The 24081-nt window shown below is 70.7% G+C and carries 23 protein-coding genes; 7 read left to right on the top strand and 16 right to left on the bottom strand.

The genetic code is table 11. The annotated features are described in order from the left end of the window. Positions 1 to 9: 9 nt before the first annotated feature. The 7 genes from ACFQY2_RS04055 to ACFQY2_RS04025 all read right to left on the bottom strand — a co-directional run bounded on the left by ACFQY2_RS04055 (position 10) and on the right by ACFQY2_RS04025 (position 7491). Positions 10 to 1689, bottom strand: a complete 1680-nt coding sequence (locus ACFQY2_RS04055; RefSeq protein ID WP_378744356.1) for an ABC1 kinase family protein — start codon at positions 1687 to 1689, stop codon at positions 10 to 12. 20 nt (positions 1690 to 1709) lie between these two features. After that, the gene (locus tag ACFQY2_RS04050) at positions 1710 to 2279 is read right to left on the bottom strand and encodes a PadR family transcriptional regulator (protein WP_378744355.1); all 570 of its coding nucleotides are present in this window, start codon (positions 2277 to 2279) and stop codon (positions 1710 to 1712) included. A 143-nt stretch (positions 2280 to 2422) separates the two neighbouring features. Next, positions 2423 to 4597, bottom strand: a complete 2175-nt coding sequence (locus tag ACFQY2_RS04045) for a GMC oxidoreductase (protein ID WP_378744353.1) — start codon at positions 4595 to 4597, stop codon at positions 2423 to 2425. A gap of 40 nt (positions 4598 to 4637) precedes the next feature. Beyond that, positions 4638 to 5057 carry a Dabb family protein gene (locus ACFQY2_RS04040; RefSeq protein WP_378744352.1) on the bottom strand — a complete coding sequence of 140 codons (420 nt, stop codon included), beginning with the start codon at positions 5055 to 5057 and terminating at the stop codon, positions 4638 to 4640. Between the two features lie 40 nt (positions 5058 to 5097). Continuing rightward, positions 5098 to 5979 carry an NmrA family NAD(P)-binding protein gene (locus ACFQY2_RS04035; RefSeq protein ID WP_378744351.1) on the bottom strand — a complete coding sequence of 294 codons (882 nt, stop codon included), beginning with the start codon at positions 5977 to 5979 and terminating at the stop codon, positions 5098 to 5100. 127 nt (positions 5980 to 6106) lie between these two features. Further along, positions 6107 to 6658: a TetR/AcrR family transcriptional regulator gene (locus tag ACFQY2_RS04030; protein ID WP_378744350.1), complete on the bottom strand. Its 552-nt coding sequence runs from the start codon at positions 6656 to 6658 to the stop codon at positions 6107 to 6109. A 71-nt stretch (positions 6659 to 6729) separates the two neighbouring features. After that, positions 6730 to 7491 carry an IclR family transcriptional regulator gene (locus ACFQY2_RS04025; protein ID WP_378744349.1) on the bottom strand — a complete coding sequence of 254 codons (762 nt, stop codon included), beginning with the start codon at positions 7489 to 7491 and terminating at the stop codon, positions 6730 to 6732. Positions 7492 to 7573: 82 nt separating this feature from the next. On the opposite strand from ACFQY2_RS04025, the gene ACFQY2_RS04020 reads away from it, so the two are divergent. Further along, the gene (locus tag ACFQY2_RS04020; RefSeq protein WP_378744348.1) at positions 7574 to 9772 is read left to right on the top strand and encodes a malate synthase G; all 2199 of its coding nucleotides are present in this window, start codon (positions 7574 to 7576) and stop codon (positions 9770 to 9772) included. 52 nt (positions 9773 to 9824) lie between these two features. Here ACFQY2_RS04020 and ACFQY2_RS04015 read toward each other — a convergent pair whose 3' ends face one another. Next, entirely contained in the window at positions 9825 to 11297 is a 1473-nt protein-coding gene (locus tag ACFQY2_RS04015) for an aldehyde dehydrogenase family protein (RefSeq protein ID WP_378744346.1), read from the bottom strand. Positions 11298 to 11384: 87 nt separating this feature from the next. Here ACFQY2_RS04015 and ACFQY2_RS04010 point away from each other — a divergent pair, with 87 nt between their 5' ends. The 4 genes from ACFQY2_RS04010 to ACFQY2_RS03995 all read left to right on the top strand — a co-directional run bounded on the left by ACFQY2_RS04010 (position 11385) and on the right by ACFQY2_RS03995 (position 15602). After that, the gene (locus tag ACFQY2_RS04010) at positions 11385 to 12161 is read left to right on the top strand and encodes an IclR family transcriptional regulator (RefSeq protein ID WP_378744345.1); all 777 of its coding nucleotides are present in this window, start codon (positions 11385 to 11387) and stop codon (positions 12159 to 12161) included. Between the two features lie 170 nt (positions 12162 to 12331). Then, positions 12332 to 13417, top strand: coding sequence for a zinc-binding dehydrogenase (locus tag ACFQY2_RS04005; RefSeq protein ID WP_378745019.1), 1086 nt, complete (start codon positions 12332 to 12334; stop codon positions 13415 to 13417). An 87-nt stretch (positions 13418 to 13504) separates the two neighbouring features. Continuing rightward, on the top strand, positions 13505 to 14824 hold the full coding sequence (locus ACFQY2_RS04000) for an MFS transporter (protein WP_378744344.1): 1320 nt from the start codon (positions 13505 to 13507) through the stop codon (positions 14822 to 14824). Further along, positions 14817 to 15602: an HpcH/HpaI aldolase/citrate lyase family protein gene (locus ACFQY2_RS03995; RefSeq protein ID WP_378744343.1), complete on the top strand. Its 786-nt coding sequence runs from the start codon at positions 14817 to 14819 to the stop codon at positions 15600 to 15602. The genes ACFQY2_RS04000 and ACFQY2_RS03995 overlap by 8 nt, the downstream gene beginning before the upstream one ends. A gap of 38 nt (positions 15603 to 15640) precedes the next feature. On the opposite strand, the gene panB is transcribed toward ACFQY2_RS03995, so the two are convergent. The 5 genes from panB to ACFQY2_RS03970 form a co-directional block, all read right to left on the bottom strand. Further along, positions 15641 to 16510, bottom strand: a complete 870-nt coding sequence (gene panB / locus ACFQY2_RS03990; protein WP_378744342.1) for a 3-methyl-2-oxobutanoate hydroxymethyltransferase — start codon at positions 16508 to 16510, stop codon at positions 15641 to 15643. After that, complete coding sequence (panD, locus tag ACFQY2_RS03985) at positions 16507 to 16914, bottom strand: aspartate 1-decarboxylase (protein ID WP_378744341.1); 408 nt, start codon at positions 16912 to 16914, stop codon at positions 16507 to 16509. The genes panB and panD overlap by 4 nt, the downstream gene beginning before the upstream one ends. Beyond that, positions 16914 to 17804 carry a pantoate--beta-alanine ligase gene (gene panC / locus ACFQY2_RS03980; RefSeq protein ID WP_378744340.1) on the bottom strand — a complete coding sequence of 297 codons (891 nt, stop codon included), beginning with the start codon at positions 17802 to 17804 and terminating at the stop codon, positions 16914 to 16916. The genes panD and panC overlap by 1 nt, the downstream gene beginning before the upstream one ends. Then, positions 17801 to 18589, bottom strand: coding sequence for a Rossmann-like and DUF2520 domain-containing protein (locus ACFQY2_RS03975; RefSeq protein ID WP_378744338.1), 789 nt, complete (start codon positions 18587 to 18589; stop codon positions 17801 to 17803). The genes panC and ACFQY2_RS03975 overlap by 4 nt, the downstream gene beginning before the upstream one ends. 157 nt (positions 18590 to 18746) lie before the next feature. Then, positions 18747 to 19610 (bottom strand): helix-turn-helix transcriptional regulator, encoded by an 864-nt coding sequence (locus ACFQY2_RS03970; protein WP_378744337.1) that lies wholly within the window; start codon positions 19608 to 19610, stop codon positions 18747 to 18749. 101 nt (positions 19611 to 19711) lie between these two features. Here ACFQY2_RS03970 and ACFQY2_RS03965 point away from each other — a divergent pair, with 101 nt between their 5' ends. Next, positions 19712 to 20413 (top strand): SDR family NAD(P)-dependent oxidoreductase, encoded by a 702-nt coding sequence (locus tag ACFQY2_RS03965; RefSeq protein WP_378744336.1) that lies wholly within the window; start codon positions 19712 to 19714, stop codon positions 20411 to 20413. 17 nt (positions 20414 to 20430) lie between these two features. On the opposite strand, the gene ACFQY2_RS03960 is transcribed toward ACFQY2_RS03965, so the two are convergent. The 3 genes from ACFQY2_RS03960 to ACFQY2_RS03950 all read right to left on the bottom strand — a co-directional run bounded on the left by ACFQY2_RS03960 (position 20431) and on the right by ACFQY2_RS03950 (position 23541). Next, positions 20431 to 21432, bottom strand: coding sequence for a PfkB family carbohydrate kinase (locus ACFQY2_RS03960; protein WP_378744335.1), 1002 nt, complete (start codon positions 21430 to 21432; stop codon positions 20431 to 20433). A gap of 140 nt (positions 21433 to 21572) precedes the next feature. Further along, positions 21573 to 22916 (bottom strand): DUF222 domain-containing protein, encoded by a 1344-nt coding sequence (locus ACFQY2_RS03955; RefSeq protein ID WP_378744334.1) that lies wholly within the window; start codon positions 22914 to 22916, stop codon positions 21573 to 21575. Positions 22917 to 23172: 256 nt separating this feature from the next. Next, positions 23173 to 23541 (bottom strand): VOC family protein, encoded by a 369-nt coding sequence (locus tag ACFQY2_RS03950; protein ID WP_378744333.1) that lies wholly within the window; start codon positions 23539 to 23541, stop codon positions 23173 to 23175. A 62-nt stretch (positions 23542 to 23603) separates the two neighbouring features. Here ACFQY2_RS03950 and ACFQY2_RS03945 point away from each other — a divergent pair, with 62 nt between their 5' ends. Next, complete coding sequence (locus ACFQY2_RS03945; RefSeq protein ID WP_378744332.1) at positions 23604 to 24050, top strand: MarR family winged helix-turn-helix transcriptional regulator; 447 nt, start codon at positions 23604 to 23606, stop codon at positions 24048 to 24050. The last annotated feature ends 31 nt before the right edge of the window (positions 24051 to 24081 follow it).

Raw genomic sequence — 24081 nt, 5'->3', positions numbered from 1 at the left:
CCACTGCGGTCAGCGCCGCCCGAACACCGCATGCAGCAGCGGGATCACCGAAGCGCACATCAGCGTGATGCCCAGCGGCGCGACCGGGCCGAGCAGCAGCGCGCCACCGATCAGCATCCCTCCGAAGATCACCGCCGACACCGCGCGCAGGGCGACCCGGATGATCCGGTCGAGACGGTTCTCGAGGGTGGAGACGTCGAAGACGAGGGAGCCGGCATCGAGCTGGTCGAGCGTCGCGTCGAGCCGGGCGGGAAGACGCCAGAGCGCGCCGAGATTGGAGACCGACTGCGCACCGAGGTCCTGCAGCAGATTTCCGCTCTGGTCGCGCAGCAGCCGGTTCGCGTACGGCTCGACGGGCTCCCAGATGTTGAAGGTCGCGTCCAGCGCGCTGCACAGTCCGGAGGTGAGTGACACGGCGCGCATGAGCAGCAGCATCCGCTCGGGGAACTGCACGGGCAGGGACCGCATGGTCTCACCGAACTCGTTGCCGAAATCGGTCAGCTCCCGCGGGTCGACGTCGCGAAGCTCGTGGAATCCCATCCCGCCGAAGCGGGCGAAGAGCACGGTGAGCGCACGCTCCAGCTCGATGGTGCGCGCCGACGGCAGCAGTACGCCGATCTCCTGCGCGGCCTTCACCAGCCCGCGACTGTCGCGCGAGGCGACCGCGATGACGAGGGTGCGCAGACCCGAGCGGATGCTGTCGGGCACCTCGGCCATCATCCCGAAGTCGATGAAGGTGAGGCGCCATGCCGGGGCTGCAGACGCGTCCAGCGGTGTGACGAAGATGTTCCCCGGGTGCGGATCGGCGTGCACGAAGGAGTGCGTGAAGACCTGATCGAGCATCACGTCCGCGAACACCGTGGCGACCTCCGCCGGGTCGATGCCGGCCGCACGCAGTGCCACGGTGTCGTTGATCTTGATGGCCGTGACGTCTTCGAGGGTGAGCACACGGCGCGTGCTGCGCTCCCAGACCACCGCAGGAGCGCTCACCCGCGGATCGTCGGCGAAGTTCTCCGCGAACCGCTCGGCGCTGCCGGCTTCGTGCAGGTAGTCGATCTCCTCGTGGCAGGTCTCCGCGAACTCCTCGATGAGGGCGGGCGCGTCGACACGATCACGCACCAGGCGCACGCGCTGCGCCCAGCGGGCCACGCGCCGCAGGGCGGCGAGATCGATCGCCACGATCTCGTCGATCCCGGGCCGCTGCACCTTCACGACGACGTGGTCGAGCCCGGTGTCGGCGGCGTCGGTGGCGGCGAGGGCGGCGCGATGCGCCTGACCGAGGGATGCCGCAGCCACGGGCACGGGGTCGAAGGACGCGTAAGCGCGATCCAGCGGCATCCCGAGCTCCGCCTCGGCGACGCGGCGGATCTGATCGAACGGCACGGCCGGAACCTCATCCTGGAGCCCGGCCAGTTCGGCGGTGATCTCCGGCGGCAGCACATCCAGGCGCGAGGACAGGAACTGCCCGACCTTGATCATGAGTCCGCCGAGCTCGACGGCCAGCTCGCGGAAGCGGCGCGCCAGGCGCAGCATCCTCCGATCTCTGCTGCGCTCGGCGACCGAAGCCATGCCCAGGCGCGGCAGCACGAGCTCGAACCACCACACCTGCACGAAGGCGCGCGCGGCGAAGAGGAGGATGCGACGATAGCGGGCGCCTCCGGCGGTGGTGCGCGCAGGAGGTTCCGTCATCGAGGCCCCTTCTGTCGTCGTCACCCTTCGGCGAGGATGGCGTACAGCCTACGCCGGGCGTCTTCGAGCACGGCGACGCCCTCCTGCACCTGCTCCGGCGAACCGGTGCGGGCGAGCTGAGCGGTGGCGCTGGCCAGCTCCATGCCGGCCTTCGGCAGGGCTGTGTGCTGCCCGGGAGAGCGGTGACCCACGGACTCCCAGGGGGCGCTCTTCGCGGCGGACTCCTCGGACGCGGCGATGCCGGCGTCGGTCAGCGAGTAGGTCTTGCGTCCACCGAGCTCCTCGGCCGTGATCAGTCCCTCGTCGGCGAGCTGCTGCAGCGTCGGGTAGACGGAGCCGGCGCTGGGCTTCCACGCACCGCCGGAGCGGTCGGCGATCTCGGTGATGATCTGGTAGCCGTGCATGGGGCGCTCGGCGAGCAGGGCGATGACCGCCGCGCGCACGTCGCCACGGGCCATGCGCGAACCGCCGGTGCGCTGCTCGAAGCTGTTGCGCAGCTGCTCCATGGCGTCCCACACGCCGGCGAGCGGATTGCCTGATCCGTTGCTCGCTCCGAAGTAAAATCCGCCCGAGGGGAATGATCCGTTCATGATGAACCTCCTGGTAGCTGAACGATGGTTAACGATATGTCGCTAGGTGTCGTTCGGCAAGAAGTTGGAGCGGATGTTCAGCATCCTCACGGCTGGGGAGTCCTCATCCGTCGCGCCTCTCCGTCACCGGAGCCGCCGCTCGGCTACGTCCGGGCCGCCCACATCAGGCGCCATGTCTCGCGCAGGAAGAATCCTGCGAAGCGCAGGACCGTCGTCGCTCGCCGTGCGCGAGTGAAGCCAACACCGCGGATGCTGCACAGAAGGCGGATCAGGTCGGTCGGGCCGATGCGAAGAGTGGCCGCGATCGAATCATTCGGATCGTCCACCGGATGGCTGTGCGCACGCAGACGGGTCAGGTCGCGCAATACGCCGATCGGCGTCCGCGAGGTGACCGCCTTGTGGCCGGTGAGGTTCCATTCCCGTCCGCTGTCGTCCTGGAAGCGGATCAGATACCGCATGGCGATCCCGCGCTCGGTGGGGAACAGCGAGAGAGAGCCCTCGGCTGGGGCCGCCTCGACGCGACCGGCGATGTCGACCTCACCGCGCAGGGCGAGCGCATGCTCCGGTCCGCCGATGAGGCGGTGGAGACTGCGCGCGCCGGCCTCGAGCCTGAGCGTCATCGGTGCGTCCTCACCGTCGGCAGTGCGCATCCGCTCCGAGAAGCTGAGCCCTCCGCCTCGAGTGCCCTCCCGCAGTGCGGCCGCGAACGCGTACGCCGCATCCTCCTGCACGGTTCCCGGCGCGACCGCCGGCCATTCCGGCGCGCGCCACTCGGGCTGCCCGTCGCGCCTGATGAGCTCCTGCACCGCCCGCTCGGTCACGGCGAGAATCGTCGCCGAGGGATTCACTCCGGTCGAGGCGGGCAAGGTGGAACCATCCATGACGAACAGTCCCGGATAGCCGTGCACCTCGCCGTACTCGTCGACGACGCCGTGCGCGCGGTCCACCCCGAACGGCACCCCGCCCAGGGGGTGTACGGTCGTGGTCCGCCGCAGCAGCGACCAGGTCAGCGGCTGGTACGCCTTCGTGCTCAGCGCCCGGGCCAGCATCGGCCGCAGCCTGCGCTGCGATCGATACAGCGCCGCCTGCCACCGGTTGCGCCATGCCAGGACGACGTCACCCGACCTGTTCAGCCGCAGCCGCCCCCCGCCCGAGTCGTGCCCCATCGCCAGCACGGCGAACACCCGCCGGACATCGGGGGCACCGAATCGAGCTCGCCACCAGCGCCGAACCGCCTGTCCTGGCACGACGGCGTCGAAGAGCTCGTGCATGACCACAGGGAACGCACCGTCCTGCACCTGGTACCAGACCGAGCGCCGGCCTTCGGGGACGTCGACGACGGTGTTGGTGGTGATCGTCGGCCCCGTCGTCATGTCGCCCTCCTGCGCGCGGAGCTCGGCAAGGGTGAGGAAGTCGCCGTTGCCGGAGAATCCCTCCCCGAGGCACGGGGAGAGCTCAGGCAGCGTGCGGTGCACGTCGCGGGCGCGCAGCAGCAGTTCGGTGGAGCCCACCGCCCCCGCGGCGACGATCACCCGCGGCGCCCGCCAGGTGGTCGTGCTGTGGGGATCGGAGCCACCCCTGGTCACGACCGCGTAGCCGTCCGCCCGCGGTTCGATCGCGACCACCTCGGCATCGGTGACGCCGCGGGCACCACGCTGCTCGGCGACGGCGAGGTAGGTGGCGTCGAGGGTGTTCTTCGCCCCGTGATTGCAGCCGATCACGCACTCCCCCACGAAGGCGCATCCACGCCGGGGGACACCGTGGATGTTGGGCCGCCACCGATCCGGGTCCCCGAAAGCGACCGCCAGATTCGGGCGGAACGTCGCCTCAGGACGATCGCTGCGCCCCATGAGCTGCTCGATCAGCCGCGTCCGTTCGGGGCTTTCCCCCGTGCGCGGATCGGAGAGCGTCGGTGCGACCTCCATCATGTGCGCGGCGAGGTCATAGTAGGGATCGAGCTGCGAGCGCCGCAGGTGCGCGGGCCAGCGGCGGTTCAGGGCACCGTCGAACGGCCGGGCGAACACGTTCGCATATGCGAGCGAGCCGCCTCCCCACCCCGCGGCTTGCACGGCGATCATCCCCACCAGCCAGCGGATGTCATACAGCCCGCGGTCGATTCGCCACAGCCAGCCGCTGCGGATCTTCGGATCGCGGGGGAAGCCGCCGGGGTCCCATCGACGTCCGCGCTCGAGCACGAGGACCGAGTACCCCGCCTGGGCGAGGCGAGCCGCGGCGACTGCCCCTCCGAAGCCGCTGCCGATCACGATCACGTCGGCATGGTGCCGGGATGCGCCTGCGTCGCGCGCCTCATCATCCATCTCCGCTCTCCTCTCCTCGTGCGGCGGACGCCGTCGTTCCTCAGTGCCGTCCGGGAACCCCGCTGCCCTGATAGTCGCCGATGGCGAGGACCAACTCCAGAATGTCGGGATGCGCCTCGAAGCGTCGGCGGTGGATGCGCGCGATCCGGTCGTCGATCTCGGGATCCGGGTCGTCGGTGATGTCGATGGAGTGGAAGCGGTCGACCAGCGGCAGACCGATCCGGTCGACCTCCAGGTGAGCGGGGTGGTTCATCATCGTCTCGTACGCGGCGAGGTCCTTCATCGTCGAGACGGCGCCGAAGTCGAATCCCTCCCCGATGTCGCGGCCGAAGACCCCGCCGGTGACGCCGGTCTCGGTGCCGAAGCGGGAGCTCGCCTCCGCCATCAGCTGCAGTGCGGATGCGAGTTGCTCGCCGGTGACGTCGGGGCGGATGGACATGCGGACGATATGAGTGATCATCGGATTCTCCTGATGCTGGTCGGTGGTTCCGGTGCCCGGGTCAGCGGGCGATGAAGGCTGCCGCGTGGTCGCGGGCGATGAAGGCTGCCGCGTGGTCGCGGGCGAAGTCCGCCACGTCCCGCGCCGGATGCCCGGTCAGCTCGGCGACGGCGTCGGTCACCTCGGCGGCCTCTCCGCGCGCGTAGTGGGCATAGTCCTCGACGAGCCCGCCCACCTGCCAGGCGGGGAGCAGCCCCGTCAGCGCGCCTGCGAAGACCTCGGCGGGGACGTCCTGGTACCCGATCGGCGCACCTACGGCCGCGGACAGGGCGGCGGCGATCTCACCGTGCGTGACAGCGCGGGGGCCGGTCAGCGTCAGGATGCGACCGTCGAAGCTGCGGTCGGTGAGCGCCACAGCCGCGGACTCGGCGACATCGCGGGTGTCGATGGCGCTGACCGCCGCATCGCCCGCCGGAGCAGGAAGCGTTCCTGCGGCGATGGTCGAAGCGAATCCGAGCAGCGACTGCAGGTACAGGTTGGGGCGCAGCACGGTCAGTGCAGGGCTGAGGGTGCGCAGGTGCTCTTCCACCTCCGCGTGCCAGCGGAGGAATCGCACAGGAGAGTCCACATCGGCGCCGTACTGCGACAGCAGGACGATGCGCCGGACGGAGCTCCGCGCAGCGACCTCGGCGAATCGGATCTGCAATTCGGCGGCGTCCTCCGTCGACGGGGTGTTGAGGAACACGGTGTCCACCCCGTCGAGTGCGGGGCCGAACGACGAGGGGACGCGCAGGTCTCCGACGGCGATCTGCGCCCCGCCGAAGCGCCGTTGCGGGTCGCGGGTCATGGCCCGAACCCGCACCCCCCTGGCGGTGAGGGCGGGAACCAGGGCGGTGCCGACGACGCCGCCGGCACCGACGACGAGAATGGTGGACTCGGTCATGATCTCTCCTGTTTCGAGTCGAACAGCGGGCGAGGGACTTAGTGAGTGGTCACTAACTCGTGGGGATGAGAAGGCTGTCGCCGCCGGATCGGGGCAGCAGCGGGAGCCGGTCAGAAGCCGGATCGGGTCAGGAGCCGGATTCGAGGAATCGCGCTGCCCAGACGTCGGTGGCCGCGCGGTCGGGCAGCCCCAGGGCCGCCGCCACCATGTACAGCATTCCGGCGGCGAAGAAGTCGTGGGCGTCGTCGGCGCCGACGCCAGGCATCGCCTCCATGCGCTCGAAGACCTCCCGCGTCCAGTCGTGCATGAGGCTCCGGATGACCTCATCATCGGACGCGGCGTAGCCCTGCAGAAGCATGAACATGATCTCTCGGTCGATCATGAGCGTGCCCCAGGCATCCGACATGGCCTGGAGGGGCTGCTCGCCGTCATCCTCTCCCGCGGCGAGCATCCTCGTCTCGACCCTGGCGAAGACCCGTTGCAGCACCGCGACGAAGAGTTCGCGCTTGGTCGGGTAGATGCGGAAGATGTTCGGCTGCGAGACCCCGACTTCCGCCGCGATGGCCACGGTGGAACCACCGTGCAGCCCCTTGCGGCTGAACTCGGTCAATGCGGCCTCGAGGATCTGCTCGCGGCGCTCCTCGATGGGAACCCGTGGCCGCCGGGGGGAACTCGTCATATTGATAGTGAACACTCACTACCGCCGGCTTGTCAAGTCGATGACGCTGCCACCGGCCGGCGAGCAGCCGCTCAGGCGACCTCGCCGGCCAGCTCGGCCGCGGCATCCGTCAGCGCCTGCACCACCTCGGGCACGCGGGCATCCGTGATCCGCGCCGCGGGACCCGACACCGACAGGGCGGCGGGCTGACCGAGCCCGGGCACCGCGACGGCGATGCAGCGCACGCCGACCTCCTGCTCGCTGTCGTCGGCAGCGAAACCGCGAGCCCGTGAGCGGCGCAGGTCGGCGATGAACGCGTCGGCATCCGTCAGCGTCTGCGGGGTGAAGCGCGGCAGACCGGTGCGGGCGATCAGGGCTCGGACGTGCGGCTCGGGCATGGTCGACAGCATCGCCTTGCCCACGCCGGTCGAGTGCGGCAGCACGCGCCGACCGACCTCCGTGAACATCCGCATCCGCTGCCGGGAGGCGACCTGACCGGCATACAGGACGAGATCTCCGTCGAGCACGGCGAGGTTCGCCGTCTCGTGGAACGCATCCTCGAGTCGGGCCAGCAGAGGGGCTGCGACATCCGCGAGATGCGGCACCGCCTGACGACCCAGACCGATGAGGCCGGCGCCGAGCGCGTAGCGCCGATCCTCCAGCTGTCGCACGTACCCGAGGTGATACAGAGTGCCCAGCAGGCGATGCGCGGTGGGCACGGCCAGGCCGGTCTCGGCTGCCAGGGAGGCGAGCGCCCCCTCTCCACCGGACGCGGCGAGCGCTTCGAGCAGCGCGAACGCCCGCGTCACGGACTGGACGGTTCCTGCCGGGACGGGGACTTCAGACACGGTCACGACTTCCACCATACGAAATCGCCGCTCCGGAATCGAGGGATCTGCCTAGCGTGGACATCGGACCAGCATCGAAGGAGCAGCCATGACCCCTCCCCACACCGATCGAAACGCGTACCTCGACCGCGCCGGGCTGCAGGTCGCCGCCCCCATCGCCGGATTCGCCGAGGAAGCGCTCGCGGATGCCGGCATCGACACCGACGCGTTCTGGAGCGGCGTCGCCCGCATCATCCACGACCTGGGTCCGCGCAATGCGGACCTGCTCCGCACCCGCGACGAGCTGCAGGCGCTGATCGATGAGTACCACCGCGCGCATCCCGGCACTCCCGACCCCGCCGCCTACCGGGCGTTCCTCACCGAGATCGGATACCTCGTCGACGAGCCCGCGGACGTCGCGATCACCACGGAGAACGTCGACCCGGAGATCTCCACGACCGCAGGTCCGCAACTGGTCGTGCCGCTGCTGAACGCCCGCTTCGCCCTGAACGCCGCGAACGCCCGCTGGGGTTCGCTGTACGACGCCCTCTACGGCACGGATGCAATCCCGCACACGGCCGCGCTCGCCCCGACCCGCGGATACAACGCCGCCCGCGGAGCCGAGGCGATCGCCCGTGGCCGTGCTCTGCTCGACGAGATCGCTCCGCTCGTCGGCGGTTCCGCAGCGACCGCCGGCTCGCACACGGACACCACCACCTACCGCGTCGACGCCGAGGGACTCGCGGTGCAGACCGCCGACGGCATCCGTCGCCTCGCCCATCCCGACGTCTTCACCGGATACGCGGGTGACCCCGAGAACCCGTCCGCGATCCTGCTGCGTCACCACGGACTGCACGTGGAGATCGTCATCGACAGGGCGGGGACGATCGGCAGGACGGATGCCGCGGGCGTGCAGGACATCGTGCTGGAGTCGGCGATCACGACGATCATCGACCTGGAGGACTCGGTCGCCGCCGTCGACGCCGACGACAAGGCGCTCGGCTACCGCAACTGGCGCGGCCTGATGGACGGCACGCTCACCGAGGAGGTCAGCAAGGGCGGGCAGACGTTCACCCGACGCCTCGCCGACGACCGCACCTACACCGGCCGCGACGGAGCCGAGCTCACCCTGCCGGGCCGCTCGGTGCTGTTCGTGCGCAACGTCGGGCACCTGATGCGCACGGATGCCGTGCGGGACCGCGACGGCGAGGAGATCTTCGAGGGCATCCTGGACGCCGTCATGACCGCCGTCGGCTCGCTGCCGGATCTGACCGGTGCGCGCCGCGGAGCCAACAGCCGCACCGGATCGATGTACATCGTGAAGCCGAAGATGCACGGCCCCGCGGAGGTGGCGTTCGCGGCCAAGCTGTTCGGCCGGGTCGAGGAGCTGCTGGGCCTGCCGGCGCGGACCCTGAAGATCGGCATCATGGACGAGGAGCGGCGCACGTCGGCGAACCTCGCGGCGTGCATCGCCGCGGCATCCGACCGGGTCGTGTTCATCAACACCGGATTCCTGGACCGCACCGGCGACGAGATCCACACGTCGCTGCACGCCGGTCCGTTCCTGCCGAAGGCGAGCATCAAGGCGCAGCCGTTCATGCAGACCTACGAGGACCGCAATGTCGCCATCGGGCTGGCGGCCGGCCTGGACGGTCGCGCGCAGATCGGCAAGGGCATGTGGGCGATGCCGGATCTGATGCACGACATGCTCGAGCAGAAGATCTCTCATGTGCGCTCCGGCGCGTCCACCGCCTGGGTGCCCTCGCCCACCGCCGCGACGCTGCACGCGCTGCACTACCACCAGCTCGATCCGTTCGCCGTGCGCTCGTCGCTGCCGGCGTACGACCCGACGTCGCTGGAGGTGCTGCTGCAGCCGCCGCTGGCCACCGACGCAGACCTGACGGCCGAGGTCGTCGCGACGGAGCTCGACAACAACGTGCAGTCGATCCTGGGCTACGTGGTGCGATGGATCGACCAGGGAATCGGATGCTCGAAGGTGCCCGACATCCACGGCGTGGCGCTCATGGAGGACCGGGCGACGCTGCGCATCTCGAGCCAGCTGCTGGCGAACTGGCTGCTGCACGGCGTCATCACCGAGGAAGAGGTGGACGCCGCCCTGCAGCGCCTGGCCGGGGTGGTCGACGAGCAGAACGCGGGGGATGCGGCGTACGAACCGCTCACCCCGGACGGCATCGCCTACCGGGCGGCCCGCCGGCTGATCGTGGAGGGCGCGGGCCAGCCCAGCGGCTACACCGAGCCGATCCTGCACGCCCTGCGCCGCGAGAAGAAGGCGCAGCGCGCCGGCTGAGCTCGGCCGCGACTCGCCCCGGCATCCGCACGCCGGATGCCGGGGTCGAGGCTCAGCCGTCGATGGCCTGCGGCACGCCCAGCGGGTTGTCGTCGCGCAGCGGCTCCGGCAGCAGCGCGGCCGGGAAGTTCTGGAACGCGACCGGCCGCAGGAACCGGGTGATGGATGCGGTGCCCACGGCCGTCGTGGTGGAGGCCGTGGTCGCCGGGTACGGGCCGCCGTGCTGCTGGGCGGCGGTCACGGAGACGCCGGTGGGCCACTGGTTCCACAGCACCCGGCCGGCGCGGTCGACGAGGGTCGGCACGAGGGTGCGCGCTACCGCGAGGTCGGCATCCGTCTCGTCCGCGACGAGCGTGGCGGTGAGCTGGCCCTCCAGGCCGCGCGCGACGCGCTCGAGGTCGGCGGTGTCGGTGTAGGTGACGACCAGACCGGCGGGGCCGAACACCTCGGTCACGATGGCGTCGGGGTCGGAGAGCAGCGCGTCGACACTGGTCAGCAGCAGAGTGAGCTCCGGCTCGTCCGAGCGGCTGGCGGCACCGTCTCGCAGCACGGTCACCGCGTCATGGGCGGCGAGCTCTTCGAGACCCGACAGGAAGCCGTCGCGGATGCGGTCGTTGAGCATCGGCGCGCCACCCGGAACGTCCGCGTCGCGCAGCGCCTGGATGATGTCCGAGCCGGTGGGCACGAGCAGCACCCCCGGCTTGGTGCACAGCTGCCCCTGGCTGCCGGTGACCGAGGCGATGTAGCCCTGGGCGATCTCGGCGGCACGGTGCGCGGCGGCATCCGGGGCGACGAACGCCGGGTTCACGCTGCCGAGCTCGCCGTAGAAGGGGATCGGCTCGGGGCGCGCGTTCGCGATGTCGAACAGGGCGCGGCCGCCGGGGATAGACCCCGTGAACGAGGCGACCTTGATCGCCGGGTGCTGGAGCGCTTCGACGCCGTTCTGCGTGCCGTGGATGACGAGGAGCAGGTCGGCCGGGGCTCCGGCATCCGCTGCGGCGCGGCCGATGACCGCTGCCGTCGCGTCGGACAGGCGCGGGTGGCCCGAGTGCGCCTTGACGAGCACCGCGTTGCCTGCGGCCAGCGCGGCGGCGGTGTCTCCGCCGGCGACCGAGAACGCGAACGGGAAGTTGCTGGCGGAGAACACCAGCGCGGGGCCGATCGGAACGAGCATGCGCCGCAGGTCGGGGCGCGGAGCGCCCATCGGCCAGTCGGCGTCCGGGCGGTCGATGCGCGCATCGAGGTAGCCGCCGTCCTCCACGACATCCGCGAACAGGCGCAGCTGGAACGTGGTGCGCTTCAGCTCACCGGCCAGGCGGGGCTGGGCGAGGGAGGTCTCCTGCTGGGCGATCTCGATGAGCTCGCTTGCGGCGGCGTCCAGAGCGTCGGCGATGGCGCGGATCACGGCTGCCCGCTCGGCGGGGGCGGTGGCGGCCCAGACGGCGGATGCCGCTGCGACCCGGGTCACGGCCTCGGCGGTGGGGATGCGGGTGGTCTCGGTCTCTTGCACTGCGGTCTCGGGCATTGCGTCCTCCTGTCGACGGGCGTCGCCGTTGCGCGCGCGTCATTGGCTTGCATCCATTCAACACGTGTCGGCGGGTAGAATTCCTGCATGGGTTCCGATGAGCGGAGCATGCCGCGCTCCATGATCGGCCGCGTCACGGCCGTCCTCGGCACGTTCAGCGGTGAGGAGCCGGTGCTGGGCGTGAACGAGATCGCCCGCCGCACGGGCCTGGCGAAGTCGGTGACCTCGCGCATCCTGGCCGAGCTCGTCGCGGCGGACTATCTCGAGCGCACCGACCGCGGGTTGCGCGTCGGCATCCGTCTGTTCGAGCTCGGGGAGCTGGCACAGCGCTCGAAGGAGCTGCGGCAGCTGGCCCTGGCCGCGATGGCCGACCTGCGGCAGGCGACCGGCATGACCGTGCAGCTCAGCGTGCTGAAAGGCGCCGACCAGGTCTACGTCGAGATCCTGCGCGGACGCGACCCCGACATGGTCATCCGCTCCCGCGTCGGCGGACGCGTGCCTGCCTATGCCACGGCAGGTGGCAAGGCGGTGCTCGCGCACGCGTCGGACGACGTGGTCGATCTCGCCATCCCCGAGGTGTTCGAGCCGCTCGGACCGGGGACGGTCGCGGACGAGATGTCGCTGCGGCGGCAGCTCGAGGCGGTTCGCACCGACGGCTATGCGCACGAGACCGAGGAATCCAACCCGGGCGTGGAGTGCATCGCCTGCCCCATCCTCCGCGCCGACGGCACCCCGATCGCCGCGATCTCGGCATCCGGACCTGCCGGGCGCATCGACATGGTGCGCATCGCCCCCGCCGTGCGCATGGCCGCATTGGGGCTGAATCGCCGCATCCGCGCGAACCCCGCCTTCAGCACCCTCTGAACGCGCTGGCCGGTTCCGGTCAGTGGAACTCGGTTGCGAATCGTCGCGTCCGTCGTCTTACGGTTCCCAGATGTCATCCGACATCCGCATCGCGCTCCCCGGGTAATCCGCTCGTCCGGCAGCGCCCGGACGCGGATTCACCGATCAACGAGGAGATGCCCGTGAAGGCGATGGTGATGCACGAACCCGGCAGCGACCTGGTGCTCGAGGAGCTCGAGCTCGATCAGCCCGGTCCTGGTGAGGTGCGCGTGCGCATCGAGGCCGCCGGCGTCTGCCACAGCGATGCCCACTACCTGTCCGGAGGGCTCGCAGCCCGCACCCCGATCGTGCTCGGCCACGAGGGCGCGGGCATCGTGGAGCAGGTCGGCGACGGGGTGACCTCGTTCGCTCCTGGCGACAAGGTCGTGCTGATGTGGCGTCCGCGCTGCGGCGAATGCGAGTTCTGCCTGTCGGGCGTTCCTGCGCAGTGCGCGCTCGGCAAGGTGCACGGCCAGACCAACGGGCTGCTGCGTGGCGGTACGCGTCTCAGCGGCGGCGGCGTGCGGTACCACCACCTGATGGGCGCGTCGTGCTTCGCCGAACAGGTGGTCGTCTCGCAGGAGTCGCTCATCGCCATCGACGCGGACATCCCCTCCGAGATCGCGGCCATCGCCGGCTGCGCCGTGATCACCGGCATGGGCACCGTGCTCAACCGCATGCCCGATCTGACGGGCAAGTCCATCGCGATCATCGGCGCCGGCGGCGTGGGCCTGTCGGCCGTGATCGCCGCCCAGCTGGTGGGAGCGGCGCAGATCATCGTCTCCGACGTGGTCGCCTCGCGCCTGGAGAAGGCCGTCGAGCTGGGCGCCACGCACACCATCGACTCCCGTGCGGAGGACTTCACCCAGCGGGTGCTCGAGATCACCGGCGGCGGTGCCCACTACGTGCTCGAGGCCATCGGTCGCCCCGCGACCGTGCGCGCCGGGTTCGAGGCGCTGCGCTCGGGCGGCACCCTGGTGATCGTCGGACTGGGAGCCGCGGGCGAAGAGCTCTCGATCCCCATCAACCCGCTCGTGCAGGGCGACCGCCGCGTCGTCGGCGCGCTCTACGGCTCCTCGAACACGCCCGTGCAGCTGCCCGAGATCCTGCGCCTGTACCAGGCCGGCCGGCTGCCGCTGGATCTGCTGCTCGACCGCACTTTCCGCCTCGACGAGGCCAACGAGGCGTTCGACCACCTGCGCACCGGCGCGGTGGGTCGCTCGATCCTCATCCCCTGACAGCACCGTCCCCTGACAGCCCTTCCCGAATCCCTTTCAGCCACAACCGTCATCATCATCACGACATACGCGATCAAAGGAGAGCGCATGACCAGCACCATCGACGAGAAGTCGTCGCCCGTCATCGAGGTGTCAGCCAAGGACCGCCGCCGCGCCCTGTGGGGCAGCGCGGTCGGTTCGACCATCGAGTGGTACGACTACTTCCTGTACGGCACGATGGCCACGGCCGTCTTCAACCTGCATTTCTTCCCCAGCGAGGACAAGGTGGTCAGCTCGCTGCTGGCGTTCGCCTCGTTCGCGCTGGCGTTCGTGGTCCGCCCTATCGGCGGGGTGATCTTCAGCCACGTCGGCGACCGGATCGGCCGCAAGAAGACGCTGGTGATCACGCTGACACTCATGGGCGTCGCGACGATGCTCATGGGCGTGCTGCCCGACTACGCCGCCATCGGCGTCGGCGCCCCGATCCTGCTGACGCTGCTGCGTCTGGTGCAGGGCCTCGCCCTGGGCGGCGAGTGGGGCGGCGGACTGCTGCTGGCGGTCGAGTACGCCCCGAAGAACCGTCGCGGCTTCTACGGTGCGGTGCCTCAACTCGGCGCCCTGCTCGGTCTCGCGCTCGGCAACATCGTCACCATCGGTTCCCGGGCGGTCTTCCCCGAGGAGGCCTTCACCTCGTTCGGCTGGCGCATCCCGTTCCTGCTGTCCGGCGTGCTGCTGGTGGTGGGTCTGTGGATCCGCGCCCGCATCGACGAGACCCCCTCGTTCCGCAAGGTGCGCGCCGAGGGGACCACGCAGAAGCTGCCCATCGCCACGGTGCTCAAGCACCACTGGCGCGAGGTGCTGACTTCCACAGGCGCCAAGTTCGTGGAGACGAGCACCTTCTTCATCTTTGCGACCTTCTCGCTCTCGTACGCGGCGGGCTTCGGGTACGACTTCGGCGCGGTGCTCGCGTTCGTGCTGGTCGGCGCAGTGCTCGGCATCGGCGGGATGCTGTTCTACGGGGCCCTCTCCGACCGCATCGGTCGCAAGAAGGTGTTCCTGGGCGGCTCGGTCGCCGTGGCGATCTTCATCTTCCCGTACCTGGCGATGCTCTCCAGCGGGAACCTGTGGCTGGCGGGTGCGGCGATCGTCGTCTCGTTCGCGGTGATCTGGCCGACCTACGGCTCGCTGATCGGAACCGTGCTGGCCGAGAACTTCGCCCCGGAGATCCGCTACACCGGTGCCTCGCTGGGCTACCAGGTGGGTGCGGCGATCGTCGGCGGTCCGGCCCCGCTGATCGCGACGGCACTGCTGGCGGCGTTCATGGGCAGCTGGATCCCCGTCGCCCTGTTCGTGGTGTTCTGCGCGATCGTGGGCTTCATCTCCGTCGCCCTGGTGAAGGTGCGCCACAACGAGGAGCTCGATGTCTGAGCCGTCCACGGCCGAGCAGGCCCGGGCGCCCCGGGTGGGCGCCTGGGTCACGCTGGACTCGATCGTCGCGACCGAGCAGATCGCGCGGGCGGGCTTCGACTACGTGTGCGTGGACGGGCAGCACGGTCTGCTCGGCTACGACGCGCAGGTGCGTGCCCTGATCGCGATCGCGGCGGGCGGTGCGACCCCGTTCGCGCGGGTGTCGACCAACAGCCCCGCCGAGATCGGGCGGGTGCTGGATGCCGGCGCCCGCGGCGTGATCGTGCCGCTGATCGACACCGCGGATGAGGCCCGCGCGGCGGCGGAGGCCGCCCGCTATCCCACCTCGGGTGGCGCGCGCTCGTACGGCCCGATGCGTCTGGGTCCGCACTTCGGTGCGACCCCGGAGCAGACGGATGCCGCCGTCACGGTGCTCGCGATGATCGAGACCGCCTCGGCGCTCGTCGAGCTGGAGGACATCCTGGACGTCGACGGCATCGACGGCGTCTACGTGGGCCCCTACGACCTGTCGCTCGCACTGGGCGCGCGGGTGCCCTTCGAGGACGCTATCCTGCCGCGCCTGGATGCGGAACTGGAGCGCATCGCGGCCGCTGCCACCGCGCGCGGCAAGATCGCCGGCGTGCACTGCGCAGACGGCGCTCAGGCCGCCCGGCGTGCGGAGCAGGGCTTCACGCTCCTGACCGCGGCGACCGACGTGTCCTCGCTGCGCGCCGACATGGCGCGGCAGCTGGCGGACGCGCGCGGCGCGAGCGCGGACGACATCGCCCGGGCGTACTGAGTCGCCCGGCGCCGCGGACGGCGCGCGCCCTCAGGGCTTCACCGCCCGGCGAGCAGCTCCGTGAGCCGCGCGACCTCCTCGGCGGGCATTCCGTAGGTGTGCTCCGGCGATGGATAGGCCCCGGAGCGCACCTCGTCCGCGTACGCGGTCACGCCGGCCAGTGCCGCCGTGCGCAGCTCGGCGTACTGCTTGACGAACCGGGCCGTCGGCCCGTCCGTGATGCCGAGCAGGTCGTGCCACACGAGCACCTGGCCGTCGGCATCCGTCCCCGCTCCGATCCCGATGGTCGGGATCCGCAGTCGCTCGGCCAGCAGAGCCGTGACCGCTGAGGGGACGGCCTCGATCACGAGCATCGTGCAGCCGGCGCTCTGCAGCGCCAGCGCGTCGTCGATCAGCGCGAGCGCCGCTTCGGCGGTGCGGCCCTGGGCGCGGTAGCCGCCGAGCGCCGTGGCGGTCTGCGGCGTCAGGCCGATGTGGCCGACCACGGGGATGCCGGCGGCGACGATGGCCCGCGCGCGGTCGACGGTGCTGCCGCCGCGTTCGAGCTTGACGAGGTCGCACCCCGCTTCCTTGACGAAGCGCTGGGCGGTGGCGATCGCGATCGCGTCGGATGCCTCGTACGAGCCGAACGGCAGGTCGCCCACCAGCAGCGGGGCGGAGAGACCTCGGCGCACGGCGGCGGTGAGCATGATCATCTCGTCGACGGTGACGGGCACGGTGCTGTCGTGGCCGAGCACCGTCATCGCCGCGGAATCGCCCACGAGCACCATGTCGACGCCGGCGGCCTCGGCGATCCGCGCGCTGGGATGGTCGTAGGCGGTGACCATCACGATGGGCTCGCCCGCCGCCTTCTTCTCGGCCAGGCCGCCGAGGGTGACCTGCGTGCGCGGCGCGGGGTGCGTGCTCATGAGGAGACCTCGGCGGGCACGGCGTCGGTGAGCAGGCGGTCGACGGCATCGTCGACCTGGATGATGGCGTTGGACCGGTTGACGTGCACCACGACCGGCTCGTACTCGGCGAGCTCCTCGCGGGTGTACTCGGCGTAGGAGATCACGATGACCGTGTCGCCGTAGTGCACCAGGCGTGCGGCGGCGCCGTTGACCTGGATGGCCCCGGAGCCGCGCTCCCCGGCGATCGTGTACGTGACGAAGCGGGCCCCGTTGTCCACGTCGACCACATGCACCTGCTCGTGCGGGAGGATGTCGGCGGCGTCGAGCAGGTCGGCGTCGATGGTGATGGAGCCGACGTAGTTCAGATCGCTGCCGGTGATGGTGGCGCGGTGGATCTTCGACTTCAGCATGGTGCGCTGCATCAGGCATCGCCTCTCTGGTCGGTCAGGACGTGGTCGGTCAGGACGTGGTCGGTCAGGATGTGGTTGTCGATGAGCCGGGCGGCGCCGACGCGTGCGGCGACGGCCAGCAGAGCGTCGCCGTCGACGTGGTCGAGCGGACGCAGGTCGGCGCTGCCGCGCAGCTCGAGGTACTCGGGTGCGATGCCCGCGTCGGCGAGAACCCGCCGTGCGGCCGCGACGATGCGCCCGGCGTCCCGCTCCCCCTGAGCGTGGAGGGACGCGCCCGCGTCCAGGGCGCGGTTCAGCGCGGTCGCCTGCTGCCTGGCATCCGGGTCGAGGTAGACGTTGCGCGAGCTCATCGCCAGCCCGTCGGGCTCGCGGACGATGGGGCAGGCCTCGATGCGCACACCCAGGTGCAGGTCCGCCGCCACCCGGCGCACGACGAGCAGCTGTTGCGCGTCCTTCTGTCCGAAGTACGCGGCGTCGGGGCGGATGATGCCGAACAGCGTGGTGACGACGGTGGCGACCCCGTCGAAGTGGAACGCCCCGCGGGCGGCGCCGTCGAGCACCTCGGTGATGCCGGCGACGTGGACGGTGGTGGCGAAGCCGTCGGGGTAGATCTCGGCGGGAGCAGGTGCGAAGAGGATGTCGACACCCGCCTGCTCGGCGAGCGCGGCGTCCCTCGCCTCGTCCCGCGGGTAGGCGGCGAGGTCTTCGCTCGGACCGAACTGAGTCGGGTTGACGAACAGCGAGACGACGACGAGGTCGTTCTGCTCTCGTGCGCGACGCATGAGCGAGAGATGACCCTCGTGGAAGGCTCCCATGGTGGGCACCAGGCCGACCGTGCGGTGCTGCTGCCTGGCGTCCGCGACGGCGGCGCGGATCTCGGGGAGGGTGCGGAGGATTCTCATGCGAGCGCCTTGCCGCGCGCGCGGCGCTGTCGGTCGGGGAGGTCCGCGTCACCAGCATCCGATTCTCGGGCGAGGCGGCGGGCGCCGTCGCAGAGGCGGTCGAACAGCTCCGCGAGCTCGGGCGCGGCGTCGACGACCGCGGCCCGCTGGCGGAGGACCGTCTCCTCGTCCCCCCGGGCGATGGGACCGGTGAGGGCCGCCGCGGCGCCGTGCGCGGTCCAGTTCTCGACCGTGCGTTCGACGAGCGGCGCCAGCAGTTTCCGGGGGTCGCGGATGCCGGCGGCGAGCGCCATTCGCTCGGCCGCGTCGAGGGCGACGAGCAGGAGGTTGGAGGCGAGGGAGGCGGCCGAGTGGTAGCTCGTCCGGTGCGCGTCGTCCACGCGGAAGGGGCGCGCACCGAGGGCTTCGGCCACCCGCTGGGCGACGGCGAGCGCCTCGGGCGTGCGCCCGGCGACCGCGGCCCCGATGCCGTGGAAGATCTCCGGGCTCTCGCCTCCCGTGATGGTCTGCAGCGGATGGATGCTGAAGTCCACCTCGTCGAGCCCCGTCGCCCCGGACACGTGGCCGAGAAGCGCCGTGCGCGGGCGCGCCTTCCGCGCGACGGTGGCGATCTCGGCATCCGGTACGCAGAGCAGGATGATGTCGGATGCCGGAATCACGTCGGTACGGGCGAGCGGGCCGCGCACGTCGAACCCTGCCTGTCCGAGCGCTCCGGCGAGCACACCGCCGACACGACCGGCGCCGATGACGGCGACGGTCTCAGAGGGTTCCGAGGAGGTGCTCATGCCGGGATGAGTATCCGCCTGGCATCCACTTCGCGCCAAATCCGAGATCAATGAGCCAAGACACATGACGCAATAGGCAGCGGAATGCTTACTGATCTCTGCTTGTGCATGTCCTTGTGCTCTCGCGGTCTGCCCGGGCACCGTCCGACGCGGCGTGTCAGCCCTGCGGCGAGGTCTCCGGCGCGAGCGTCTGCGACCCGATCACGACGGCGAGCTCGAGCTGACGGGCGGCCTCCGAGCCGGGCTCTGCCGTGTAGACCATGACGCGCAGATCTTCGACGCCGACGACGAGCACGTCGCAGTCCAGTTCGATGGGTCCGACGGCGGGATGCTCGATGACCTTGCGGCGGGACTGCTCGGTGGTCACGGCATCCGTCGCCGTGCTCCACAGCTCTTCGAAGTGCGGACTGTCCGTCCTCAGGTCCTCGATGAGGCGCAGCAGTCGCCGATCGTCCGGGTACCTCGCCGCGGCCATGCGCAGATCGGCGACGAGACGGGCGATCTGCTCCTCGTGCTCCTGTTCGGTGTGCCGCGCACGTGACCCGCTGCCGACGAGGTTGCGCCACACGGCGTTGCGCTCGTTGCCCCGCAGTTCGGAGGTGGCACCCATCAGGGCGTCATACGGCGCGTTGGCCTGGATCAGGTTCCAGGCCGCGTCGTGGACGACGACCGGGGTGTGCGCCAGCCGGTCGAGCAGCCGCTGGACGCTCGGTGCGATGCGGGTGGAGACGACGCCCCGCCCCGGGACCGGCTGACCCGCCGCGAGGAAGAGGCGTTCGCGCTCGTTGTCGGAGAGCCGCAGTGCGCGGGCGAGCGCCTCGATGACCTGCGCCGAGGGGGAGGTCGCGCGGCCCTGCTCCAGACGGGTCAGGTAGTCGACCGAGATCCCCGCCAACTGGGCCAGCTCCTCGCGCCGCAGACCCTGCGCCCTGCGGTGCACGCCTGTCGGCATCCCGGCCGCCGCCGGTGCGATGCGGTCGCGCCACTGGCGCACCAGCCGCCCGAACTCGCGCTCCTCCATGCGTCCAGCCTGGCACTGCGGGCGGCGCTTGTCCTGGTACTGGCGTTCCTACGACGGGCGGGGACCTGGTCCGGATATCGAGGCGGTCGCACCATCGAGGCATGACAACGACATTGATCACCGGGGCCAACAAGGGCCTCGGCAAGGAGACCGCCCGCCTGCTTCTCGCTGCCGGGCACACCGTGTACATCGGGGCCAGGGATGCCGAGCGGGGGCGCGCCACAGCGACTGAGCTGGGGGCGCGTTTCGTGCAGCTGGACGTGCGGGATGACGCCTCGGTCACCGCTGCGTTGGAGCGCATCGCCGCGGACGGCGGGCTCGACGTGCTGGTGAACAACGCGGGCATCACCGTGCGCGACGATTCGGGCGAGGTCATCGACGGCCCGAGCGCTCTGGCCGTGTTCGACACGAACGCCGTGGGCATCATTCGGGTGACCGAGGCTGCGCTTCCGCTGCTGCGGCATTCCGACAACCCGGTCGTGGTGAATGTGTCCAGTGCGCTCGGGTCGTTCTGGGCCACGCATGAGCCCTCGCGCCCGGCGTTCGGCTACCCGTCCGTCGTATACGGCGCCAGCAAGGCCGCGGTCTCGATGCTCACCGTGCAGTATGCGAAGCGGCATCCCGAGGTGAAGTTCAACGCGGTCGAGCCGGGCATCACCGCGACCGAGCTGTTCGGTGCCGCCGAGGCCCATCCGGGCCGGCCCGCCGAGGAGAGCGCGCGGATTGTCGCGCGGCTCGCGGAGATCGGCACGGACGGACCCACGGGCACGTTCTGGGAGGATGCCGGCGAACTGGGCTGGTGAGCGGGAGGCCCCCGGCGTCAGAGCGTCTGGGCGCGCAGGAACGCGTCCACTTCGTCAGCGGTGGGTGCGGTCGTCGGCCCCCGACGGGTGACGGTGATCGCGGCGGCGGCGTTGGCCCGTCGGCAGGCCTCGATCCAGGTCTCCCGTGCGGCGATGCCGGCGAGCAGGGCACCGGTATGGGTGTCGCCGGCGCCGTTGGTGTCGACCGGGGTCTGCGGGAAGCCGGCGACGTGGGTGGCCTCGCCGTCGACGTGCACCGCGCAGCCCTCGGCGCCGTCTCGCACGATGGCGACCGCACCCTCCCGCAGGAGGGGGACCAGCGCCGACGCCTGAGCGGAGATCTCGGGCGCGGGTGCGGCGATGTCGATCGCCCGTGCGGCGAGGAGGTCGATGGCCTCCTCGGCGTTGCTCGTCCAGACGTCGGTGCGGGCCAGCATCCGGTCGCGCACGGCGGCGGGGAGGCCGGCGAAGGCGGCGCCCGGGTCGAGCACGACCACGGCCGTCGCGGGGAGGGTGTCGAGCCAGGCCAGCAGCGGCTCGCGGGTCTGTGGGACGGCGAGGGAGTATCCGGTCACGCAGACGAGGTCGCCGGGCTGCACGTCGGCGGTCGCGAGTCCGGCCACGGTGATGTCGCGCTCTGCGCCGAGCGTCGTGACGAAGGTGCGCTCGGCTGCCGGCTCGACCAGGACGATGCAGACCCCGGTGTCGTGGGTGGCGATGGGAGGGGCCGATGCGGTGATGCCTTCTGCGGCGAGCGTCGCCCGGATCAGGTCGCCGTGCGGACCCGTGCCCACGGCGCCTGCGTGCACGCAGTGCGCGCCGAGGCGTGCGGCGGCCAGCAGCACGGTCACCGCGCCGCCGGCGTACTGGGCGTCGGAGGCGGCCATGACGTTCTGGCCGCGGGCGGGCAGGTCGGGGACTTCGACGATCAGGTCGACGAGGGCCTGGCCGGTGTGGATGACGCGTGGCGTTCGATCGCCGTCTGGTCGATGGTCGTCGGTCTCGGCAGCCATGCGCATGCGGTCAGCCTACTGAGTCGTCCAGGACGCGATCTGGCACGCGGCCGCCGGCAGCCGCGTGCCTGAAGCCGCAAACCGGGAACCGCGAGCCGCCAGCCGCGAGCCGCGAGCCGGCCGTTGCCGGCCGTTGCCGGCCGCACTCATGCCGCGATGTCGAACCGCGCTCTGCCGCCGAGTCGCGGTGTGCGTGCCGGATCGACGTAGGGAGGCGGGATGAACCACACCTGCGCGTTCGTTCCGCCGCCGTCGATGCGCACTTCCCAGCCGTTGTCGTGGATGCGATGGTGGCAGGTCTCGCACAGCAGCACGCCGTTCGAGAGGTCGGTCGGGCCGTCATCCCGTTGCCACCATCGGAGGTGATGCGCTCGAGTCATCTGCGGCGGAAGGGCGCACATCGCGCATCCGCCGTCTCGTTCGACGAGTGCCAGCCGCTGCGCCGGCGTGAAGAAGCGCTTCTTGCGACCCCAGTCGAGGATCTCGCTCCCCGACCCCAGGACGCACGGGATCACGCCACCACTGGCGGCCATCCGGCGGACGGCACCGGCTCCGATCGGCTGGTCCACACCGTCGATCGTCGCCGATCCCGTGCCCGAGGTGAGGTCGTCCAGGTTCATCCGGACGATCACGGTCGCGCCGGCCAGGACAGGACCGGTCGCGGCGCATCCGAGCATGTGGGAGCAGAACACGCTGAGGGCATCGGCCTGGATCATGGCGACCGTGCGGCGATCAGCATCCGGTGCGTCGGGGTCGACGGCATCCTTGCGCGCGGCGAATGCAGCACTGACGTACCCGCGCAGTGCGGTGACGACCGGCGCCGCGGTCTCCGCATCCATCCGTCCGCTGAAGTGCACCATCCCGTCGCGCTCGAAGAGCGTCAGCGAACGTCGGGAACGCTTCTCGTCCTCTCGCGGCTCCACGCCGTCGGGGTCGAGCCATGCCTCAGCTCGGGTGACCAGCTTGCGCAGGTCGTCGAGACCCAGCCCTGCGGCCGCGTCGGCGAGCATCTTCTCGCCCTCGGCGATCCGCTCGGCGCCGGCCGCGATGCGACAGCGCTCCAGCAGGTCGATGATCATCGCCGCGCCCTGTGCGCTGACGGTGCCGGAGCGCAGCGCTTCGCGCACGAGCGGATACTTCGCCGGCAGCTTCGCGCCGACGAGATCGGTGCGCGGGGCGGTGCCCTCGCCGACCTTGATCAGGCGCAGTGCGTCGCCGGTCGAGACCCCCAGTGTCGCCGCGAGCATCTTCCCCGGCGTGCGGTAGCCCTGCTGCTTCGCGAGCGAGTCGGGCCCGAGCTCCACGCGCGACTCCCGCGCGAGGCCTGCCGCCACGTCGACCTGCACGGCGTCGAGGCGTCGCTGCACCTGAGCGACGGCGTCCGTCACCGAGACGAGCTCCGCCCGGGTCAGGTCGTTCGAGTCCTCAGCATCCGCCCACACCGCGTCGAGACGGGACATCGCCTCGTGCAGTGCGGTCAGCTTCGACATGTCTCCATGATACCTCGATCTCGTGTGAGTGTCGAACATTTCTTCGAACTTTTTTCTCAGATCTCTTCAGGGACTCCGTTCCCGTCCGGAGGCGGACCTGCTCCGCTTCCGCAGCCGCCACCCGCGGAGCACCACGACGACGGCGTCGGCGCGGCGAGCGGGACGGCATTCTCGGCGACCGGCTGGCTGAGGAGAACTTGACCGCTCGCCCGAGCGGATGCCGCATGGCATCCGCTCGGCCCGCCCCCGTGCCTGCCTATGCCCGGTCGTGCAGCGTGATCAGGTAGCCGTCGGGGTCGGCGAAGGTGAAGGTGCGGCCGAAGGGTCCGTCGATCGGGGCGGCGGTGATGGCGTGGCCGTCGGCGGCGAGGGCGTCGTGGATGGCCTGCACGTCGGTGGCGTGCAGCCAGATGGCGGCGCCGATGCCGGGCCGCGTCGTGGATGCCAGGTCGGTGCCCGGCACGATGTCGCGCACGGCGAAGGCGATCGGCTTCGTGTCGAAGACGACGGCGTGCGGCGGCCCGGCGGGGGCGCGGACGAGGCCGAGGTAGTGCTCGTAGAAGGCCTGCGAGGCGTCGAGATCGCGGACCTCCAGGGAGATGAAGTCGGGGCCGGTGACGGGCATGATGTCCTCCAGATGATTGTGTCAGTTTTCTGACATCCGTCACTGTATGTCAGCATACTGACATGAGTCAAGGAGACGGAATCAACCTGAAGACGTCGCTGGGCTATCTGCTGAAAGAGGCCTCCAGTGCGCTGCGGGTGGCGATGGAGGCGGTACTGCGTCCTCTCGGGATGACGATCACGCAGTACTCCTGCCTGGAGCTGCTCGCGCAGCGGCCCGGACTGTCGAACTCCGAGCTCGCCCGCGGGGCGTTCGTGACGCGGCAGTCGATGAACGTGCTGCTGCAGGCGATGGAGCGCGACGGCTTCGTCACCCGGGCCGCGGAGGCACCGGTGGGCAAGGCACTGCCGACCCGGCTGACGCCGCGCGGGCGGCAGGCACTGGATGCGGCGAGCGCTGCCGTGCGCTCGGTGGAGAAGCGGATGCTGAGCGGCATGACGGATGCGGAGCAGGCGGCTGCTCTCGTGAGCCTGCGGAGCATGATCGCGGGGCTGCAGGACGAGGGCTAGGCCCGTCTAGGGATCATTGTCAATCACCCTG

The sequence above is a fragment of the Microbacterium sp. GCM10027623 genome (assembly GCF_042666935.1).
In the GTDB taxonomy this organism is placed as follows: domain Bacteria; phylum Actinomycetota; class Actinomycetes; order Actinomycetales; family Microbacteriaceae; genus Microbacterium.
The sequence above is the reverse complement of the archived record's forward strand: the minus strand, read 5'-3'. Positions and strand labels throughout refer to the sequence as shown.

Bases quoted from the DNA above. Each gene is read 5' to 3' on its own strand.
- ACFQY2_RS04020 (WP_378744348.1), top strand. From the start codon at position 7,574: ATGACCCCTCCCCACACCGATCGAAACGCGTACCTCGACCGCGCCGGG.
- ACFQY2_RS04030 (WP_378744350.1), bottom strand. From the start codon at position 6,658: ATGACGAGTTCCCCCCGGCGGCCACGGGTTCCCATCGAGGAGCGCCGC.
- ACFQY2_RS04040 (WP_378744352.1), bottom strand. From the start codon at position 5,057: ATGATCACTCATATCGTCCGCATGTCCATCCGCCCCGACGTCACCGGC.
- ACFQY2_RS04000 (WP_378744344.1), top strand. From the start codon at position 13,505: ATGACCAGCACCATCGACGAGAAGTCGTCGCCCGTCATCGAGGTGTCA.
- panD (WP_378744341.1), bottom strand. From the start codon at position 16,914: ATGCAGCGCACCATGCTGAAGTCGAAGATCCACCGCGCCACCATCACC.
- ACFQY2_RS04055 (WP_378744356.1), bottom strand. From the start codon at position 1,689: ATGACGGAACCTCCTGCGCGCACCACCGCCGGAGGCGCCCGCTATCGT.
- ACFQY2_RS04010 (WP_378744345.1), top strand. From the start codon at position 11,385: ATGGGTTCCGATGAGCGGAGCATGCCGCGCTCCATGATCGGCCGCGTC.
- ACFQY2_RS03960 (WP_378744335.1), bottom strand. From the start codon at position 21,432: ATGCGCATGGCTGCCGAGACCGACGACCATCGACCAGACGGCGATCGA.
- panC (WP_378744340.1), bottom strand. From the start codon at position 17,804: ATGAGAATCCTCCGCACCCTCCCCGAGATCCGCGCCGCCGTCGCGGAC.
- ACFQY2_RS04035 (WP_378744351.1), bottom strand. From the start codon at position 5,979: ATGACCGAGTCCACCATTCTCGTCGTCGGTGCCGGCGGCGTCGTCGGC.
- ACFQY2_RS03945 (WP_378744332.1), top strand. From the start codon at position 23,604: ATGAGTCAAGGAGACGGAATCAACCTGAAGACGTCGCTGGGCTATCTG.
- ACFQY2_RS03995 (WP_378744343.1), top strand. From the start codon at position 14,817: ATGTCTGAGCCGTCCACGGCCGAGCAGGCCCGGGCGCCCCGGGTGGGC.
- ACFQY2_RS04045 (WP_378744353.1), bottom strand. From the start codon at position 4,597: ATGGATGATGAGGCGCGCGACGCAGGCGCATCCCGGCACCATGCCGAC.
- ACFQY2_RS03970 (WP_378744337.1), bottom strand. From the start codon at position 19,610: ATGGAGGAGCGCGAGTTCGGGCGGCTGGTGCGCCAGTGGCGCGACCGC.
- ACFQY2_RS03975 (WP_378744338.1), bottom strand. From the start codon at position 18,589: ATGAGCACCTCCTCGGAACCCTCTGAGACCGTCGCCGTCATCGGCGCC.
- ACFQY2_RS03950 (WP_378744333.1), bottom strand. From the start codon at position 23,541: ATGCCCGTCACCGGCCCCGACTTCATCTCCCTGGAGGTCCGCGATCTC.
- ACFQY2_RS04050 (WP_378744355.1), bottom strand. From the start codon at position 2,279: ATGAACGGATCATTCCCCTCGGGCGGATTTTACTTCGGAGCGAGCAAC.
- ACFQY2_RS04005 (WP_378745019.1), top strand. From the start codon at position 12,332: ATGGTGATGCACGAACCCGGCAGCGACCTGGTGCTCGAGGAGCTCGAG.
- panB (WP_378744342.1), bottom strand. From the start codon at position 16,510: ATGAGCACGCACCCCGCGCCGCGCACGCAGGTCACCCTCGGCGGCCTG.
- ACFQY2_RS04015 (WP_378744346.1), bottom strand. From the start codon at position 11,297: ATGCCCGAGACCGCAGTGCAAGAGACCGAGACCACCCGCATCCCCACC.
- ACFQY2_RS03965 (WP_378744336.1), top strand. From the start codon at position 19,712: ATGACAACGACATTGATCACCGGGGCCAACAAGGGCCTCGGCAAGGAG.
- ACFQY2_RS03955 (WP_378744334.1), bottom strand. From the start codon at position 22,916: ATGTCGAAGCTGACCGCACTGCACGAGGCGATGTCCCGTCTCGACGCG.